This is a genomic window from Pseudomonas azotoformans, from assembly GCF_001579805.1.
GTDB lineage: Bacteria > Pseudomonadota > Gammaproteobacteria > Pseudomonadales > Pseudomonadaceae > Aquipseudomonas > Aquipseudomonas azotoformans_A.
Window position 1 is genome coordinate 3,481,621 of sequence record NZ_CP014546.1, and the last position, 16,840, is coordinate 3,498,460.

The 16,840-nt window shown below is 59.2% G+C and carries 13 protein-coding genes and 3 pseudogenes; 11 read left to right on the forward strand and 5 right to left on the reverse strand.

Annotation, left to right across the window (positions count from 1 at the left end; genetic code table 11):
* Positions 1–48: 48 nt before the first annotated feature.
* The 5 genes from lpdA to AYR47_RS16285 all read left to right on the forward strand — a co-directional run bounded on the left by lpdA (position 49) and on the right by AYR47_RS16285 (position 6,242).
* A complete protein-coding gene (gene lpdA, locus AYR47_RS16265; RefSeq protein WP_033897632.1) occupies positions 49–1,485 on the forward strand; it encodes a dihydrolipoyl dehydrogenase in 1,437 nt (478 codons plus the stop codon).
* 204 nt (positions 1,486–1,689) lie between these two features.
* The gene (gene sucC, locus AYR47_RS16270) at positions 1,690–2,856 is read left to right on the forward strand and encodes an ADP-forming succinate--CoA ligase subunit beta (protein ID WP_003210567.1); all 1,167 of its coding nucleotides are present in this window, start codon (positions 1,690–1,692) and stop codon (positions 2,854–2,856) included.
* Complete coding sequence (gene sucD / locus AYR47_RS16275) at positions 2,856–3,737, forward strand: succinate--CoA ligase subunit alpha (protein WP_010166265.1); 882 nt, start codon at positions 2,856–2,858, stop codon at positions 3,735–3,737. Before sucC ends, sucD begins: the two co-directional genes overlap by 1 nt.
* 309 nt (positions 3,738–4,046) lie before the next feature.
* On the forward strand, positions 4,047–5,360 hold the full coding sequence (brnQ, locus tag AYR47_RS16280) for a branched-chain amino acid transport system II carrier protein (RefSeq protein WP_033897633.1): 1,314 nt from the start codon (positions 4,047–4,049) through the stop codon (positions 5,358–5,360).
* Between the two features lie 144 nt (positions 5,361–5,504).
* Positions 5,505–6,242, forward strand: coding sequence for a DUF599 domain-containing protein (locus AYR47_RS16285; protein WP_033897634.1), 738 nt, complete (start codon positions 5,505–5,507; stop codon positions 6,240–6,242).
* A gap of 90 nt (positions 6,243–6,332) precedes the next feature.
* Here AYR47_RS16285 and AYR47_RS16290 read toward each other — a convergent pair whose 3' ends face one another.
* Positions 6,333–6,584: a hypothetical protein gene (locus tag AYR47_RS16290; RefSeq protein WP_010211724.1), complete on the reverse strand. Its 252-nt coding sequence runs from the start codon at positions 6,582–6,584 to the stop codon at positions 6,333–6,335.
* A 156-nt stretch (positions 6,585–6,740) separates the two neighbouring features.
* Here AYR47_RS16290 and AYR47_RS16295 point away from each other — a divergent pair, with 156 nt between their 5' ends.
* The 4 genes and pseudogenes from AYR47_RS16295 to AYR47_RS16310 all read left to right on the forward strand — a co-directional run bounded on the left by AYR47_RS16295 (position 6,741) and on the right by AYR47_RS16310 (position 10,450).
* Positions 6,741–7,217, forward strand: coding sequence for a PaaI family thioesterase (locus AYR47_RS16295; RefSeq protein WP_033897635.1), 477 nt, complete (start codon positions 6,741–6,743; stop codon positions 7,215–7,217).
* Positions 7,214–7,666 (forward strand): PaaI family thioesterase, encoded by a 453-nt coding sequence (locus AYR47_RS16300; protein WP_033897636.1) that lies wholly within the window; start codon positions 7,214–7,216, stop codon positions 7,664–7,666. The genes AYR47_RS16295 and AYR47_RS16300 overlap by 4 nt, the downstream gene beginning before the upstream one ends.
* An 89-nt stretch (positions 7,667–7,755) precedes the next feature.
* Positions 7,756–9,661, forward strand: a pseudogene (htpG, locus tag AYR47_RS16305) (molecular chaperone HtpG).
* Positions 9,662–9,727: 66 nt separating this feature from the next.
* Positions 9,728–10,450 (forward strand): dienelactone hydrolase family protein, encoded by a 723-nt coding sequence (locus AYR47_RS16310; RefSeq protein ID WP_061435907.1) that lies wholly within the window; start codon positions 9,728–9,730, stop codon positions 10,448–10,450.
* Between the two features lie 98 nt (positions 10,451–10,548).
* Here AYR47_RS16310 and AYR47_RS16315 read toward each other — a convergent pair whose 3' ends face one another.
* Together AYR47_RS16315 and AYR47_RS16320 are read right to left on the reverse strand one after the other, a co-directional pair.
* Entirely contained in the window at positions 10,549–11,415 is an 867-nt protein-coding gene (locus AYR47_RS16315; RefSeq protein WP_061435909.1) for a pirin family protein, read from the reverse strand.
* A 64-nt stretch (positions 11,416–11,479) separates the two neighbouring features.
* The gene (locus AYR47_RS16320) at positions 11,480–11,896 is read right to left on the reverse strand and encodes an OsmC family protein (protein ID WP_033897639.1); all 417 of its coding nucleotides are present in this window, start codon (positions 11,894–11,896) and stop codon (positions 11,480–11,482) included.
* A gap of 141 nt (positions 11,897–12,037) precedes the next feature.
* Here AYR47_RS16320 and AYR47_RS16325 point away from each other — a divergent pair, with 141 nt between their 5' ends.
* The gene (locus AYR47_RS16325) at positions 12,038–13,060 is read left to right on the forward strand and encodes an amidohydrolase family protein (protein ID WP_033897640.1); all 1,023 of its coding nucleotides are present in this window, start codon (positions 12,038–12,040) and stop codon (positions 13,058–13,060) included.
* Positions 13,061–13,155: 95 nt separating this feature from the next.
* Positions 13,156–14,782, forward strand: a pseudogene (locus AYR47_RS33545) (methyl-accepting chemotaxis protein).
* A gap of 164 nt (positions 14,783–14,946) precedes the next feature.
* Here the strand turns inward: AYR47_RS33545 and fabB are convergent.
* Together fabB and fabA are read right to left on the reverse strand one after the other, a co-directional pair.
* Positions 14,947–16,168, reverse strand: a pseudogene (gene fabB / locus AYR47_RS16335) (beta-ketoacyl-ACP synthase I).
* 11 nt (positions 16,169–16,179) lie between these two features.
* A complete protein-coding gene (fabA, locus tag AYR47_RS16340) occupies positions 16,180–16,695 on the reverse strand; it encodes a 3-hydroxyacyl-[acyl-carrier-protein] dehydratase FabA (RefSeq protein WP_010211704.1) in 516 nt (171 codons plus the stop codon).
* Between the last annotated feature and the right edge of the window lie 145 nt (positions 16,696–16,840).

The window sequence follows — 16,840 nt, forward strand, 5'->3', positions numbered from 1 at the left end:
TTGCAACGTGTCGCTTGAAGCTTGTCGCTGAATAGAGGAACTATTTTCATGACGCAGAAATTTGACGTTGTAGTGATTGGTGCAGGTCCTGGCGGCTACGTTGCTGCCATCAAGGCCGCACAACTGGGCCTCTCGACTGCTTGCATCGAAAAATACACCGACAAGGAAGGCAAACTGGCGCTGGGCGGTACTTGCCTGAACGTCGGTTGCATTCCTTCCAAGGCGCTGCTGGACAGCTCCTGGAAATTCCACGAAGCCCAAGACGGCTTCGCGATCCACGGCATCAACCATGCTGGCGTGACCATGGACGTACCAGCAATGGTCGGCCGTAAAGCCAACATCGTTAAAGGCCTGACTTCCGGCGTTGCCACCTTGTTCAAGGCCAACGGCGTGACTTCCCTGCAAGGCCACGGCAAGCTGCTGGCTGGCAAGAAAGTTGAAATCACCAAGCCAGACGGCTCGACCGAAATCATCGAAGCCGAGAACGTGATCCTGGCCCCAGGTTCGCGTCCAATCGACATCCCGCCTGCTCCCGTTGACCAGAACGTGATTGTTGATTCGACCGGCGCCCTGGAATTCCAGGCTGTGCCTAAGCGCCTGGGCGTGATCGGCGCTGGCGTGATCGGCCTGGAACTGGGTTCGGTATGGTCCCGCCTGGGTTCCGAAGTGACTGTGCTGGAAGCCCTGGACACGTTCCTGCTGGCTGCCGACACCGCTGTCTCCAAAGAAGCGCTGAAAACCCTGACCAAACAAGGTCTGGACATCAAGCTGGGCGCTCGCGTGACCGGTTCGAAAGTCAACGGTGAAGAAGTTGTCGTCAACTACACCGACAAGGATGGCGAAAAAACCATCACTTTCGACAAGTTGATCGTAGCCGTGGGTCGCCGTCCAGTGACCACCGACCTGCTGGCTTCCGACAGCGGCGTGACCCTCGACGAGCGCGGCTACGTGCACGTTGACGATCACTGCGCAACCACTGTGCCTGGCGTCTACGCCATCGGCGACGTGGTTCGCGGCATGATGCTGGCGCACAAGGCTTCCGAAGAAGGCATCATGGTTGTCGAGCGCATCAAGGGCCACAAGACCCAGATGAACTACGACCTGATCCCATCGGTTATCTACACCCACCCGGAAATTGCATGGGTCGGCAAGAACGAACAGCAGTTGAAAGCTGAAGGCGTTGAAGTTAACGTCGGCACCTTCCCGTTTGCCGCTTCTGGCCGTGCCATGGCAGCCAACGACACCGGTGGTTTTGTCAAAGTCATCGCTGATGCCAAGACTGACCGCGTATTGGGCGTCCACGTGATTGGCCCGAGCGCTGCAGAACTGGTTCAGCAAGGCGCGATCGGTATGGAATTCGGCACCAGTGCCGAGGACCTGGGCATGATGGTCTTCTCCCATCCGACCCTGTCCGAAGCGTTGCACGAAGCAGCGTTGGCAGTGAATGGCGGCGCCATCCACATCGCCAACCGCAAGAAGCGCTAAGCGAGATAATAAGAAACCACGGCGGAGTTGCCCGTCGTGAGCCTTGCGCGCAAGACTCACCGCGGAATATCCGCTGGACGCAGCCTTGCGCAGCTTTACGGGGCTTGAGCCCCGCAAGTTGCGCAAGCAGCAGTCACAGGTGGCGCGGCACTCATAATGAGCGCAGCGCCGAATGCGCAGTACCTAACGAAGACGGTAAAAAGCATGAATCTTCACGAGTATCAGGGTAAGCAGCTGTTCGCTGAATACGGCCTGCCAGTTTCCAAGGGCTACGCAGTAGACACCCCGGAAGCAGCAGCAGAAGCTTGCGACAAAATCGGCGGCACTGAGTGGGTTGTCAAAGCCCAGGTCCACGCTGGTGGTCGCGGTAAAGCGGGCGGCGTTAAGCTGGTTCGCAGCAAAGAAGACGCCAAGGCCTTCGCACAGCAGTGGCTGGGCAAGCGTCTGGTGACTTACCAGACTGATGCCAATGGCCAGCCAGTCACCAAGATCCTGGTTGAATCGTGCACTGATATCGCTAAAGAGCTGTACCTGGGCGCTGTCGTTGACCGTTCGAGCCGTCGCATCGTGTTCATGGCTTCCACCGAAGGTGGCGTGGACATTGAGAAGATCGCCGAAGAAACCCCAGAAAAAATTCTGAAAGCCACTATCGATCCACTGGTTGGCGCTCAGCCATTCCAGGGTCGCGAGCTGGCTTTCCAGTTGGGCCTGGAAGGCAAGCAAGTTGCCCAGTTCGCCAAGATCTTCGTGGGTCTGGCCAAACTGTTCCAGGATCACGATCTGGCCCTGCTGGAAGTGAACCCGCTGGTGATCAAGGCTGACGGCGATCTGCACTGCCTGGACGCCAAGATCAACATCGACGCCAACGCCATGTACCGTCAGCCTAAGCTGAAGACTTTCCACGATCCGTCGCAAGACGATCCGCGCGAAGCGCACGCTGCCAAGTTCGAACTGAACTACGTAGCCCTGGAAGGTAACATCGGTTGCATGGTCAACGGTGCTGGCCTGGCCATGGGTACCATGGACATCGTCAACCTGCATGGCGGCAAACCAGCCAACTTCCTCGACGTGGGCGGTGGTGCTACCAAAGAACGCGTTACCGAAGCCTTCAAGATCATCCTGTCCGACTCCAACGTCGCTGCAGTACTGGTCAACATCTTCGGCGGCATCGTTCGTTGCGACATGATTGCCGAAGGCATCATCGGTGCAGTGAAAGAAGTCGGCGTTAAAATCCCGGTTGTTGTCCGCCTTGAAGGTAACAACGCTGAACTGGGCGCTAAAGTACTGGCAGAAAGCGGTTTGAACATCATCGCGGCTACCAGCCTGACCGACGCTGCTCAACAAGTTGTCAAAGCTGCGGAGGGCAAGTAATGAGCGTCCTGATCAATAAAGACACCAAAGTTATCTGCCAGGGTATTACCGGTTCGCAAGGTAGTTTCCACACCCAGCAAGCCATCGAATACGGCACCAAGATGGTTGGCGGCGTAACTCCGGGCAAAGGCGGCACCGAACACCTGGGCCTGCCAGTGTTCAACACCGTGAAAGATGCTGTAGCTGCCACTGGCGCCACCGCCAGCGTGATCTACGTTCCAGCTCCTTTCTGCAAGGACTCGATCCTGGAAGCGGCATTCGGCGGCATCAAGCTGATCGTCTGCATCACCGAAGGCATTCCTACCCTGGACATGCTGGACGCTAAAGTTAAGTGCGACGAGCTGGGTGTTACCCTGATCGGCCCTAACTGCCCAGGCGTGATCACTCCAGGCGAATGCAAGATCGGCATCATGCCAGGTCACATTCACTTGCCAGGTAAAGTCGGTATCGTTTCCCGTTCCGGCACCCTGACCTACGAAGCTGTGAAGCAGACCACTGACGCCGGTTTCGGTCAGTCGACTTGCGTCGGCATCGGCGGTGACCCGATCCCAGGTTCGAACTTCATCGACATCCTGAAACTGTTCCAGGAAGACCCGAAGACCGAAGCGATCGTCATGATCGGTGAGATCGGCGGTTCGGCTGAAGAAGAAGCGGCTGCCTACATCAAGGCACACGTGACCAAGCCGGTTGTTTCCTACATCGCTGGTGTGACTGCCCCTGCTGGCAAGCGCATGGGCCATGCTGGCGCAATCATCTCTGGCGGCAAGGGCACTGCAGACGAGAAGTTTGCTGCCCTGGAAGACGCAGGCGTTAAAACCGTGCGTTCGCTGGCAGACATCGGCAAGGCTTTGTCCGAGCTGACCGGTTGGGCTGTCAAGTAAGCCACGCGCTTAGCTGACGCTTCATCCACACAAAGGCCACCTTCGGGTGGCCTTTGTGCTTTCTGCGGTTTGCTGATCCATCATTTAAGTATGAAAACGCGACATTAAGATGTCGCTTATCGGACAGTCCGCCCCGCAACAGTGCGTTTGTCAGCCCGATTCTGTAACCTACCCGCCTCTTTATGCGTGCGCATCCCAAAAGGAAGCCCCGCGCTAGACCGGTCGGCTCCCATAAGGGCCGGCAGTATTTCCCTCATCCATAGGGAATCCCTCTCTAAATTCCGATTCAGTAGTGTGGTATTTCCCGAAATGAAAGTGTTGAAAAGCCAGGATGTCCTGGCGTTGGGCTTTATGACGTTTGCCCTGTTCGTGGGCGCCGGCAACATCATCTTCCCGCCTATCGTTGGTTTGCAGTCCGGACCTCATGTCTGGATGGCAGCGTTGGGCTTTCTGATCACCGCAGTGGGTTTGCCGGTGGTCACCGTGATCGCCCTGGCCAAGGTCGGTGGCGGTATGGATGCGTTGAGCAGCCCGATCGGCAAGATCGCCGGTGGCCTGCTGGCGGCGGCGGCGTATCTGGCGGTAGGGCCGCTGTTCGCCACCCCGCGTACCGCGACCGTGTCCTTTGAAGTGGGCCTGGCGCCGCTGACCGGCGAAAGCCCGCTGGCGCTGTTCCTCTACAGCTCGGTGTATTTCCTGGTGGTGTTCTTCGTTTCCCTGTACCCAGGGCGTTTGCTGGACACCGTCGGTCGCTTCCTCGCACCGCTGAAGATCATCGCGCTGGCCGTCCTCGGTATCGCCGCCTTTGCCTTGCCGGCCGGTGAAGTGGGCGTCGCCACCCCGGAATACGTGGCTGCACCGTTCTCCCAAGGCTTCATCAATGGTTACCTGACCATGGATACCCTGGGCGCCCTGGTGTTTGGCATCGTGATCGTCAACGCCATTCGCTCCCGTGGCGTCGAGTCGCCGAAGCTGATCACCCGCTACGCGATCATCGCGGGCCTGATCGCCGGTGTGGGCCTGGCGCTGGTGTATGTCAGCCTGTTCCGCCTGGGTTCGGGCAGCCATGCGGTTGCCGCGGGCGCGAGCAACGGCGCTGCGGTGCTGCATGCTTACGTACAACACACCTTCGGCTCCTTGGGCAGCGGCTTCCTGGCCGTGCTGATCTCCCTGGCATGCCTGGTCACTGCCGTGGGCCTGACTTGCGCGTGCGCCGAGTACTTCAGCCGTATCCTGCCGCTGTCCTACAAGACGCTGGTGGTGATCCTGGCGCTGTTCTCGCTGTTCGTGTCCAACCTGGGCCTGACCAAGCTGATCGCGTTCTCGATTCCGGTGCTCACAGCGATCTACCCGCCGTGCATCGTGTTGGTGGCCTTGAGCTTCTGCAAAGACTTCTGGCAGGAGCAGGGCCGCATTGTCGGTCCGGTGATGCTGGTGTCGTTCATCTTTGGTTGCATCGACGCACTCAAGGGCGCCGGTTTCGCAGACTGGTTGCCGGCGCAACTGACCAACCTGCCGCTGAGCGAGCAAGGCCTGGCCTGGCTGGTGCCGTCGGTGATGGTTTTGGTGGTGGCCGTTGTGATTGATCGGATGCTTGGCAAGCGCAGCGAAGCGATCGCTTGATCCGCTGAAGGCTCTGCCGAAATGCCCCGTATCAATCGATACGGGGCATTTTTTTTGGGCGTCAGGCAGTGTCTTTTAGCTTGGGCTAACGTCGAAGGGGTTAGGAAAACTTCAAGTTGAAACGCGCTCGTCATAAGGACCCGCATGTCGTTTATCGAAACCAATCAGATCCATCTGCTTGCCGCGCTCTGGTTCGTCCTGTGCTGGGGTGGCTACACCCGTTATGCCACCTGGAAAGCCCGCGACACGGCCTGCCTGGCCAGTGTGCTGCACCTGTATCGCGAAGACTGGATGCGCCGCATGCTGCTGCGCGACAACCGCATCGCCGACGCCAGTGTGATCGGCAACCTGGAACGCAATGCCTCGTTCTTCGCCTCCAGCACCTTGATCATCCTCGCTGGCATTCTCACCGTGCTCGGCGCCTCAGAGCGCGCGGTGTCGTTGCTGGCGGATATCCCCATGGTGCAGCAGGCGTCCCAGGGCATGTCGGAGATCAAGCTGTTGTGCCTGGCGCTGGTGTTTGTCTATGCGTTCTTCACGTTCAGTTGGTGCATGCGCCAGTACAACTTCGCGGCGGTGCTGGTGGGCTCGGCGCCGATGATCGGTGAGCGGCATGTGTCGGAGCAGGAGCGCAATGCGTTTGCCCTGCGCGCGGCGCGTGTGATTTCCATGGCGGCCAACCAGTTCAACTTCGGCCTGCGTTCTTATTACTTCGGCATGACCATGCTGGCGTGGTTTGTCAGTCCTTGGTTGTTCATGTTGATGAGCAGTGGGGTGGTGTTGGTGCTGTACCGTCGGGAGTTTCATTCCGACGTGCTGCAAGTGATGGTGTATACGCAGACGGACACGCCGCCGCCGGAGCCGGCTAAAGAAGTGGGCTAACTAAGGCCTTTAAATAAAAACGCCAGACAAAAAAAGCCCGCTATCTAAGCGGGCTTTCTTTTTGCAGCCAAGCTATTTCAAGCCGCGGTCTCAAGAACCGGTGGCAGGGGTAGCAGGTGCTGCTTCTTTTGCGGCGGCTTCGTTCGATTCAGCCTGAGCTTTGGCAGCATCGGCGTTTTCTTTCGCAGCGTCGTTCACTTTATCCTGAGCCTTCGCCATATCTTTCTGAGCTTGCTCAGAGTGCGCGGCGGCGTCTTGGGCTTTGTCTTCGGATTTTTTGTCGCAGGCAGCGAGACCGAGGGCAGCGGCGAGCATCATGGAAATAGCTAAAGTCTTGCGCATGGGTGTTTCTCCTTATTGAAGATATCTACTGGCCTTTCGAGCATGGCGGTTCGGCATTAGTTCCTTTTATTCCATAGATATATAAATCCCTGACTAACCGGAACTTTTGCCCGCCCACCCCTTCCGCGAATCAACACTAATAAGAGTCTGGAACGAATGACCGAAAATCCCCTGTTAGAGCGCGCGACGCGCTTTGTTTCAGCCTTGCGCCATTGTCAGGTGCTGGGCATTACCGCTCATCAGGCCAGCGAGGAGGGCATCACCTTGATCATGCCCTACGCGGCGCATTTGGTCGGTGATCCCCAGTCGGGCGTGATCCATGGCGGCGCGCTGACCTCCCTGATGGACACCGCCTGCGGCATGGCCACCCTGTGTGTGCTGCCGGAATTCGAAGTGTGTCCGACCCTCGACCTGCGCGTTGACTACATGCATCCCGCGGCACCCCACAAACCCGTGTATGGGTTCGCTCAATGCTACCGGGTGACCACCGACGTGATCTTCACCCGTGGCTTCGCCTATCAGGACGACCCCCAGCAACCCATTGCCCATGTGGTGGGCACGTTCATGCGCATGGGCAAGCGCCTCAAGGGCACCCAAGGATTGGGCAGTACGGTCAAGGGAGAGCAGGTATGACGCACCGATTCAAGACCCGCCTGGAGCAGGCCCATGAGCGTGGCGATTACGAGGCGCTGCTCGATCTGATTCCCTACGCCAAGCTCATCGGCATTGAGTGCACGCGGCTGGGGGATGAGCTGCTGTTCCGCCTGCCGGCCAACAAGGACAATATTGGTAACCCCATATTGCCGGCGCTGCACGGCGGCGTGATCGCAGGCTTTATGGAGCTGTCGGCGGCGCTGCACCTGCTGGTGTTCACGGGCGCGCCGGGCATCCCGAAAATCATCGATTTTTCCCTGGATTACCTGCGCGCCGGGCAGTTTCGCGACACCTACGCCAAATGCCAGGTGTGGCGCCAGGGCCGACGGGTGGCGAACGTGGCGATCACCGCCTGGCAAAGCACGGCGGCCGAGCCGATCGCCACTGCTCGGGCGCATTTCAAGATCGAGGAACAGGGCCGCCCTTGAAATCCTGGTCTTAGCCCCCAACTTTGATGACAACCCGCCGCCAACCCTCAAGGGCGCGGCCACTGCCATCCAATTGGAGTTTGATGACCATGAGTGTGGAAACTCAAAAGGAAACCCTGGGCTTCCAGACCGAGGTGAAGCAACTGCTGCACCTCATGATCCATTCGCTGTATTCCAACAAGGAAATTTTCCTTCGCGAATTGATCTCGAACGCCTCTGACGCTGTCGACAAATTACGTTTCGAAGCCCTGTCCAAGCCTGAGTTGCTGGAAGGTGGCGCCGAACTGAAAATCCGTGTGAGCTTTGATAAGGACGCCAAGACCGTCACGATCGAAGACAACGGCATCGGCATGAACCGCGAAGACGCGATTACCCATTTGGGCACCATCGCCAAATCCGGTACGGCCGACTTCATGAAGAACCTGTCGGGTGATCAGAAGAAAGATTCGCACCTGATCGGCCAGTTCGGCGTGGGCTTCTATTCTGCCTTCATCGTGGCTGACCAAGTGGAAGTGTTCAGCCGTCGTGCCGGCCTCGACGCCAGCGAAGGCGTGCACTGGTCGTCTAAAGGCGAGGGCGAATTCGAAATCGCCACTGTCGACAAGGCAGACCGTGGTACCCGCATCGTCCTGCACCTCAAATCCGGCGAAGACGAATTCGCCGATGGCTGGCGCCTGCGCAACATCGTCAAGAAGTACTCCGATCACATCGCCCTGCCAATCGAGTTGCCGAAAGAACAAGCGGCTGCCGAAGGCGAAGAGGCTCCTGCCCAGGAATGGGAAGTGGTCAACCGCGCCAGCGCGCTGTGGACCCGTCCGCGTACCGAGATCAAGGACGAGGAATACCAGGAGTTCTACAAGCACATCGGTCACGACTACGAAAACCCGCTGAGCTGGAGCCACAACAAGGTCGAGGGCAAGCTGGAATACAGCTCGCTGCTCTACGTACCGGCCCGTGCTCCGTTCGACCTGTACCAGCGTGAAGCGCCGAAAGGCCTGAAGCTCTATGTGCAGCGCGTGTTCGTGATGGACCAGGCGGAATCCTTCCTGCCGCTGTACCTGCGCTTTATCAAAGGTGTGGTCGACTCCAACGATTTGTCGCTGAACGTGTCGCGGGAAATCCTGCAGAAAGACCCGATCATCGACTCCATGAAGTCGGCGCTGACCAAGCGTGTCCTCGACATGCTGGAAAAACTGGCGAAGAACGAGCCTGAGCAATACAAAGGCTTCTGGAAAAACTTCGGCCAGGTCATGAAAGAAGGCCCGGCGGAAGATTTTGCCAACAAAGAAAAAATCGCTGGCTTGCTGCGTTTTGCTTCGACTCACGAAGAAGGCGGCGAGCAAGTGGTGTCCCTGGCCCGAATACCTGGCACGCGCCAAGGAAGGTCAGGACAAGATCTACTACCTGACCGGCGAAACCTACGCCCAGGTCAAGAACAGCCCGCACCTGGAAGTCTTCCGCAAGAAAGGCATCGAAGTGCTGCTGCTGACCGACCGTATCGATGAGTGGCTGATGAGCTACCTCAACGAGTTCGACGGCAAGTCCTTCGTCGACGTGGCCCGTGGTGACCTGGACCTGGGTAACCTGGACTCCGAAGAAGAGAAGAAAGAAGCCGAAGAAGTCGCCAAGTCCAAAGAAGGCCTGGTTGAGCGGATCAAGGCGTCCCTGGGCGAGGCGGTCAGCGAAGTGCGGGTTTCCCACCGTCTGACCGACTCCCCGGCGATCCTGGCTATCGGTGAAGCGGACCTGGGCATGCAGATGCGCCAGATCCTCGAAGCCAGCGGCCAGAAGGTGCCGGATTCCAAGCCGATCTTCGAATTCAACCCGGCTCACCCGTTGATCGAGAAACTCGACGGCGAGCAAAGCGAAGAGCTGTTTGGCGACCTGTCGCACATCCTCTTCGACCAAGCGGCCCTGGCCGCTGGCGACAGCTTGAAAGACCCGGCCGCCTATGTGCGCCGCCTGAACAAGCTGTTGGTTGAACTGTCGGTTTGACCCTGATGTAGAAAAACCCGCTTCGGCGGGTTTTTTCGTTCTAGTGCACCTCAACTGGAGTAAATGATGAGCCAAGTCACTGTACGTTCCGTGGTCTATCAGATTGATGGCCAGTCTTATGAAAGCCGCCTCGCGTTCGATGCCAGCCACAAGGGCCCGCTGCCGGGCCTGCTGATGGCGCCGAACTGGATGGGGGTGAGTGCGGGTGCCGAAGAGATCGCCAAGAGCGTCGCCAGCAAGGGCTACGTGGTGCTGATCGCCGACCTGTACGGGCAGACCGTGCGTCCGTCGAATGGCGATGAAGCTGGCGCGGCGATGATGCCGTTGAAGAATGACAACCCTAAGCTGCTCAAGCTCATGCAAGCAGCGCTTGATCAACTGCAGGGCCAGGCCGAGGTTGATACTTCGAAGCTGGCGACCTTCGGTTTCTGCTTTGGCGGTTTCTGCTCGCTGGAGCTGGCGCGGACCGGTGCGCCCTTGAAGGCTGCGGTCTCGTTCCACGGCACCATCGACACCCAGAACCCGGCCGGTGCCAAGCACGTCAAGGGTTCAGTGCTGGTGCTGCATGGTGCGTCCGACCCATTGGTGCCGAAAGCGCAACTGCCGGCGTTCGAAGATGAAATGAACGCGGCCGGTGTGGATTGGCAATTGCTGAGCTATGGCGGCGCGGTGCATTCCTTCACCGATCCCCATGCCAATGTGCCGGGCAAGATGATGTATGACGCGAAGACGGCCAAGCGGGCGTTCAAGTCGATGCGTGATTTGTTGGATGAAGTGTTCCAGGGCTGATTGTTCAGCGCCTGTGCTGGCCTCTTCGCGAGCAAGCCCGCTCCCACATTTGAGGGTGTTCACAGATCAAAATGTGGGAGCGGGCTTGCTCGCGAATGCTATCTCACCGGCAACTCAATTCTTTCAGACTCACCCGGCACCGTCGGCCAATCCCCAGCCGCCCAGCGCTGCCTGGCCTGTTCGATCACCGCCGGATCACTCGCGACAAAATTCCAATTGATCCGCCGTGGCCCATCCAACGGCGCGCCGCCAAATACCACCAAGTGGCAATCGCTCTCGGCGAACAGCGTCATCTCCTGACCGGCGGGCAAGACCACCAGGCTATGCACCTCAAGCAGTTCACCGTCCAACTGTGCTTCACCTTCCAGCACGTACACCGCTCGTTCCTCATGCTCATCCGGAACCAGCAGCGTCGTGGCCGTCTGCATCTGCACCTCGGCGTACAGTGTGGGTGACAGCACCGGCACCGGCGACTTGAGGCAGAACCCATCGCCCGCGATCATGCGGACCTGCACGCCCAGGTTGTCACTCACCGGCAGGCTCGCTGCCGGGTGGTGGCTGTAATGCCCCGGTCCCGTCTCATGGTCCTTGGGCGAGGCCAGCCACACTTGTAGCCCGTGCAGGCTGAAACCGCTGGCCTTGAGCGGCTCGGGGGTGCGTTCGACATGGGCAATCGCGCTGCCGGCGGTCATCCAGCTCACATCACCGGCCTGCACCACCTGGTCCGAACCCAGGCTGTCCTTGTGCTGCAAAGCGCCTTCAAACAGATAGGTGAGGGTCGACAGCCCGATATGCGGATGCTGGCGGATATTCATGCCATCGCCCGGTGCATAGCGGGTGAGCAGCATATGGTCGAAAAACACAAAGGGCCCGACGCTGCGGCATTCCCGCGACGGCAGCGGGCGCAGGATCGGTTGGCCTTCGACGTCTTCGAGGCGAGGGCGGATCACGGTGAGGGGGGTCATGGCACGTCCCAGTCTGAGCGGGTTAGATGAAGCTGAGCATAACCCGCTCGGTAGGATGTTGCTGCTATTGGCTGAAGGCGCCTTCCGACAGCTTTGTCTCGATAGTGACTTCGGCGGTGGTCATCAGCTTGTGCACCGGGCAGCGATCCGCCACACGGTGCAGTTCGTCGCGTTGCTCGTCGGTGAGCACGCCCTTGAGCGTCAGCTTGACGTTGAGCTTGTATTTGCCCTTTTGCTCTTCGGTGGCGTCGTGGGTGACTTCCACGGTCACGCCGGTCAGCGGGATGTCTTTCTTCTGTGCGTAGAGCTTGACGGTCAGGGCTTTGCACGACGCCAGCGCGGCATCGAAGTAGTCGTGGGGGGAGGGCGCCGAATCGTCGCCGCCCAGGCTTTTGGGCAGGTCGGTAAACAACTCGTGGTTATTGATGTTGACGCTATGACGGAAGTTGTCCTGATTCAGGGTATTCACGGTAACAGGCATGGTAAACCTCACAGGGTGGCAGGATGAAGGTCATGCAGTTATAGAGCATGCTGGCACTTCGGTGTTCCGCGTTTTTTTGCCGGATGAACCCTGGCAGCGTGAGCAAGGTCTACCCGTATCAGCCCTTATCGAGGTTTTATCGTGCCCTGGACCCGCCTGACGCTGGCCCTGTTGTTCGCCGCCAGCAGCTTTGCTGCGCAGGCTCGCGACTACGCCTATAGCGATGCGCACCTGCATTACGTGGATTTCTTCCAGGAAACCGCGGGCATGGACAAGTTGCTCAAGGCCATGGCCGACAGCCGTATCGAGCATGTGATGATTTCCGGCATACCCGTTGCGAAAAAATGGCACGAAGACGAACCCAAGCGGCCGCGTTACTACGCCGGTGATGACGCCGATGCCTACTGGTACAGCGCCACCGACGTGATCGTCGCCGCAGCGCTCAACAAGCTGACCCCCGAGCAACGCCGCCACTTCCATCCGTTCCTGTCCGGCTTCAACCCTAACGACAAGAACTCGGCCGCCCATATCCAGCGCATGCTCGACCTCAACCCAGGGCTGTGGCAGGGCATTGGCGAAGTCTTCACCCGTCATGACGACCTCACGGCCATCACCGCAGGCGACACCCCGCGCGCCAATAACGAAGCCATGACCCGCATCTATCACTTGGCGGCAGAAAACGACCTGCCGGTGATGCTGCACTCCAACATCACCTCCAAGCGCGAGCGCAACCCGCTGTACCTGGCCGAAGTGGAAGAGCCGCTGCGCAACCATCCGCACACGCGCTTTATCTGGGCCCATGCCGGTACCAGCAAGGAAATCCATCGTCATCAGGTGCAGATGGACTTTTTGCTGCCGACCTTGAGTCGCCTGCTGGAGGCCTATCCCAACCTGTACATCGACCTGTCCTGGAGCATGCTCACGCCGTATCTGCTGGATGATACCGGCCAGCCTCGCCCCGAGTGGGTAGCGCTGGTGGAACGCTTCCCTGAGCGGTTTATGTTGGGTTCGGACGTAGTAGGGCGTTTCAACAAGTTGGGTAAGAAAATACGAAGCTTCGATCCCTTTTTGGATGCCTTGCCGGAGGCCGTCGCCCATAAAGTGGCGCGGGACAACTTCCTGGCCATCCTGCCTAAAGCTACCCGCGATGGAGTGGCGCGTTGATATCGCGTTTTCGTCTTACGCAAAGGCGCTCATAGGCCGATACCTTTCAAGAGCCAGCTGCAAATGGATGCAGCGCATTTGGAAGGAGCCAAGGCATGAGTATCAGAAGTCTGAATATCGCCCCGCGCGCAGGCCTGGGATTTGGCCTGTTGGCGTTGATGGTATTTGCCCTGGGCGGTTTCGCCTTGTTGCAGATGGCCAATATGCGCCAACAGTCGGATCAGGTGGAAAACAACTGGCTGCCCAGCGTGATGGCCGTGGGGGAGATGAGCCAGGACCTGTTGCGCATCCGGGCGCTGACCTTGCGCCTGCTGGTCAACCGCGATCCCCAGGCGCTGGCGCAGAACGAGCAAAAACTCAGCGACCTCAAAAACGGCCTTCACCATGCGCAAACGCTTTATGAAGCGCTGATCGTGTTGCCCGAGGAGCGTACGCTGTTTGATCGCTTCAAGGCCCAGGAGCAGCAGTACCTGCAACGCCAGGAGCAGGTCGTGGGGTTTTCCAAGGCCAATCAGCTGGAAGACGCGATCAGGGTGGTCAACGGTGAGATGAACCAACTCGCTGATGAAATGGCCGCGACCCTGCACGATCTGGTTAACCTCAACAAAGCCAATGCCAATCAGGCTGCCAGCCTGGCACAAAGTGTGTTCAGCCAGTCGCGCAGTTGGGTGATCGGCATGATCGTGCTCACCGCACTGATCACCATCGGCCTGGCCGTGTGGCTGACGCGCAGCATCGTGTTGCCCCTGGCCCCAGTCGCTGAAAGTCGCCCAGGGCGTGGCCAGTGGCGATCTGACCGGCGAGATCCATGTGAGTGGCAACGATGAGCCCGCGCGCCTGCAGCAGGCGCTCAAGGGCATGCAGGACAACCTGCGCGACACCATCCGGCGTATTGCCGAATCGTCGAACCAGCTGGCGTCCGCCTCGGAGGAGCTCAGTTGCGTGACTGAAGATGCCACTCGCGGCCTGCACCAGCAGAACCAGGAAATCGAGCAGGCCGCCACGGCGGTGAACCAGATGACGGCGGCGGTGGAGGAGGTGGCAAGCAACGCGGTGGCCACGTCCCAGGCTTCACGCGAGTCCGACCGCATTGCCCAGCATGGGCGTGAGCAGGTGCATCAGACCGTGGTGTCAATCGAGGCGCTGGCCACCGATGTCACCGACAACGTGACCCAGGTCGAGGACCTGGCGCAAAAGGTGTATGGCATCAGTAAGGTGCTGGACGTGATTCGCTCGATTGCCGAGCAGACCAACCTGCTGGCGTTGAACGCGGCGATTGAAGCGGCGCGCGCCGGGGATGCCGGACGTGGGTTTGCGGTAGTAGCCGACGAAGTGCGGGCTTTGGCTCATCGCACCCAGCAGTCGACCCAGGAAATCGAGCAGATGATCAGCGGGATCCAGCAGGGTACCGATCAGGCGGTCAGCTCGATGCAGCAAAGCAATAGCCGAGCGCGTTCTACGCTGGACATCGCCAAATCGGCGGGTACGGCACTGGAGGAAATCGCCTCGGCGTTCACCTTGATCAACGAGCGCAACCTGGTGATCGCCAGCGCGTCGGAGCAGCAGGCAGCGGTGGCGCGGGAGGTAGATCGCAATTTGATGAACATCCGCGACCTGGCGCATCAGACGTCCACGGGGGCGAACCAGACCAGTGCGGCGAGCCAGGAGTTGTCGCGGTTGGCGGTGGACTTGAACACCATGGTGGCGCGGTTTTCGGTGTAACCGCTTTGTGTGGCGAGGGAGCTTGCTCCCGTTCGACTGCGCAGCAGTCGCTTGGGCCGCTTCGCAGCCCAACGGGAGCAAGCTCCCTCGCCACAGGGTTGGCAATTGCCCACAAAAAAGCCCCGAACCAGTCGGGGCTTTTTCATGCAATCAAGCTACAGGTCTTACTGACCCTGCCAGCGTTTCAGCACCAGGGTAGCGTTAGTGCCACCAAAGCCGAAGCTGTTGCTCATCACGGTGTCGATTTTTGCATTCTCAACGGTCTTGGTCAGGATCGGCATGTCAGCCACCACCGGATCAATCTCGTCGATGTTCGCCGAGCCGGCCATGAAGTTGCCTTCCATCATCAGCAGGCAGTAGATCGCTTCGTGAACGCCAGCGGCGCCCAGGGAGTGACCGGACAGGCTCTTGGTAGAGCTGATGGCCGGAGCCTTGTCGCCGAATACCGCACGCACGCCTTCCATTTCCTTGGCGTCGCCGACCGGAGTCGAGGTGCCGTGGGTGTTCAGGTAGTCGATTGGGGTATCTACAGTGGACATAGCCATCTGCATGCAACGGATGGCGCCTTCACCGCTAGGGGCAACCATATCGTAGCCGTCGGAAGTGGCGCCGTAGCCGACGATTTCCGCGTAGATCTTGGCACCACGGGCCAGAGCGTGTTCCAGCTCCTCGACCACCACCATGCCGCCACCCCCGGCGATGACGAAACCGTCACGCTTGGCGTCGTAGGCGCGGGAGGCCTTTTCCGGGGTTTCGTTGTACTGGGTGGACAGTGCGCCCATGGCGTCGAACAGGAACGATTGGCTCCAATGCTCTTCTTCACCGCCGCCGGCGAACACGATGTCCTGCTTGCCCAGCTGGATCTGCTCAACCGCAGTACCGATGCAATGTGCACTGGTGGCGCAGGCAGAGGAGATCGAGTAGTTCACGCCCTTGATCTGGAACGGCGTGGCCAGGCAGGCGGAAACGGTGCTGCCCATGGTCCGCGTGACACGGTACGGGCCAACGCGCTTCACGCCTTTTTCGCGCAGGATGTCCAGCGCTTCCATCTGGTTCAGGGTCGATGCGCCGCCCGAACCGGCGATCAGGCCGGTGCGTACGTTCGAGACCTGGTCTTCGCTCAGGGCCGGAGTCGGCGATTGCGTCTTTCATGGCCAGGTAGGCGTAAGCGGCAGCGTGGCCGACGAAGCGATAGATCTTGCGATCGATCAGTTCTTCGAGGGGCAGGTCGATGGAGCCGGAAACCTGGCTACGCAGACCCATTTCGGCATATTCCGGGTTGAAGCGGATGCCAGGGCGACTTGCACGCAGGTTAGCGGTGACGGTCTCTTTGTCATTGCCCAGGCAAGAAACAATGCCCAGACCAGTGATAACGACGCGGCGCATGCGGATAACCCTTAAAAGTTGTCAGTGGATGTGAATACGCCGACCCGAAGGCCTTCGGCAGTATAGATCTCGCGACCGTCGACGCTCACCGAACCATCGGCGATGGCCAGGTTCAGCTTGCCCTTGAGGACGCGCTTGATTTGAATGTTGTAGGTGACTTTCTTGGCGGTCGGCAGGACCTGGCCAAAGAACTTCACTTCGCCCGAACCCAGGGCGCGACCGCGGCCCGGCAAGCCTTGCCAGCCGAGGAAGAAACCGACCAACTGCCACATGGCGTCAAGGCCCAGGCAGCCTGGCATGACAGGATCGCCTTCGAAATGGCAGGCGAAGAACCACAGGTCCGGGGTGATATCCAGCTCGGCGACCAATTCACCTTTGCCGTACTTGCCACCCTCTTCGCTGATATGGGTGATGCGATCCACCATCAGCATGTTCGGGGCGGGCAGTTGCGCGTTACCTGGGCCGAACAGCTCACCGCGACTGCAGCGCAGCAGGTCTTCCCGAGTAAAGGCGTTTTGTTTGGTCATGCGAGCTCCTCAATAATCCCATGCGGCAGGGTAGGGTAAATCTTCCCGAACCGAATGAAGCGTTCATGCCTCATGTCGGCAGCCTACACATAGACTATTGCGTTGTAGTGAAAGTCACAGCGGTAAGGTACTGAATGTACACTTG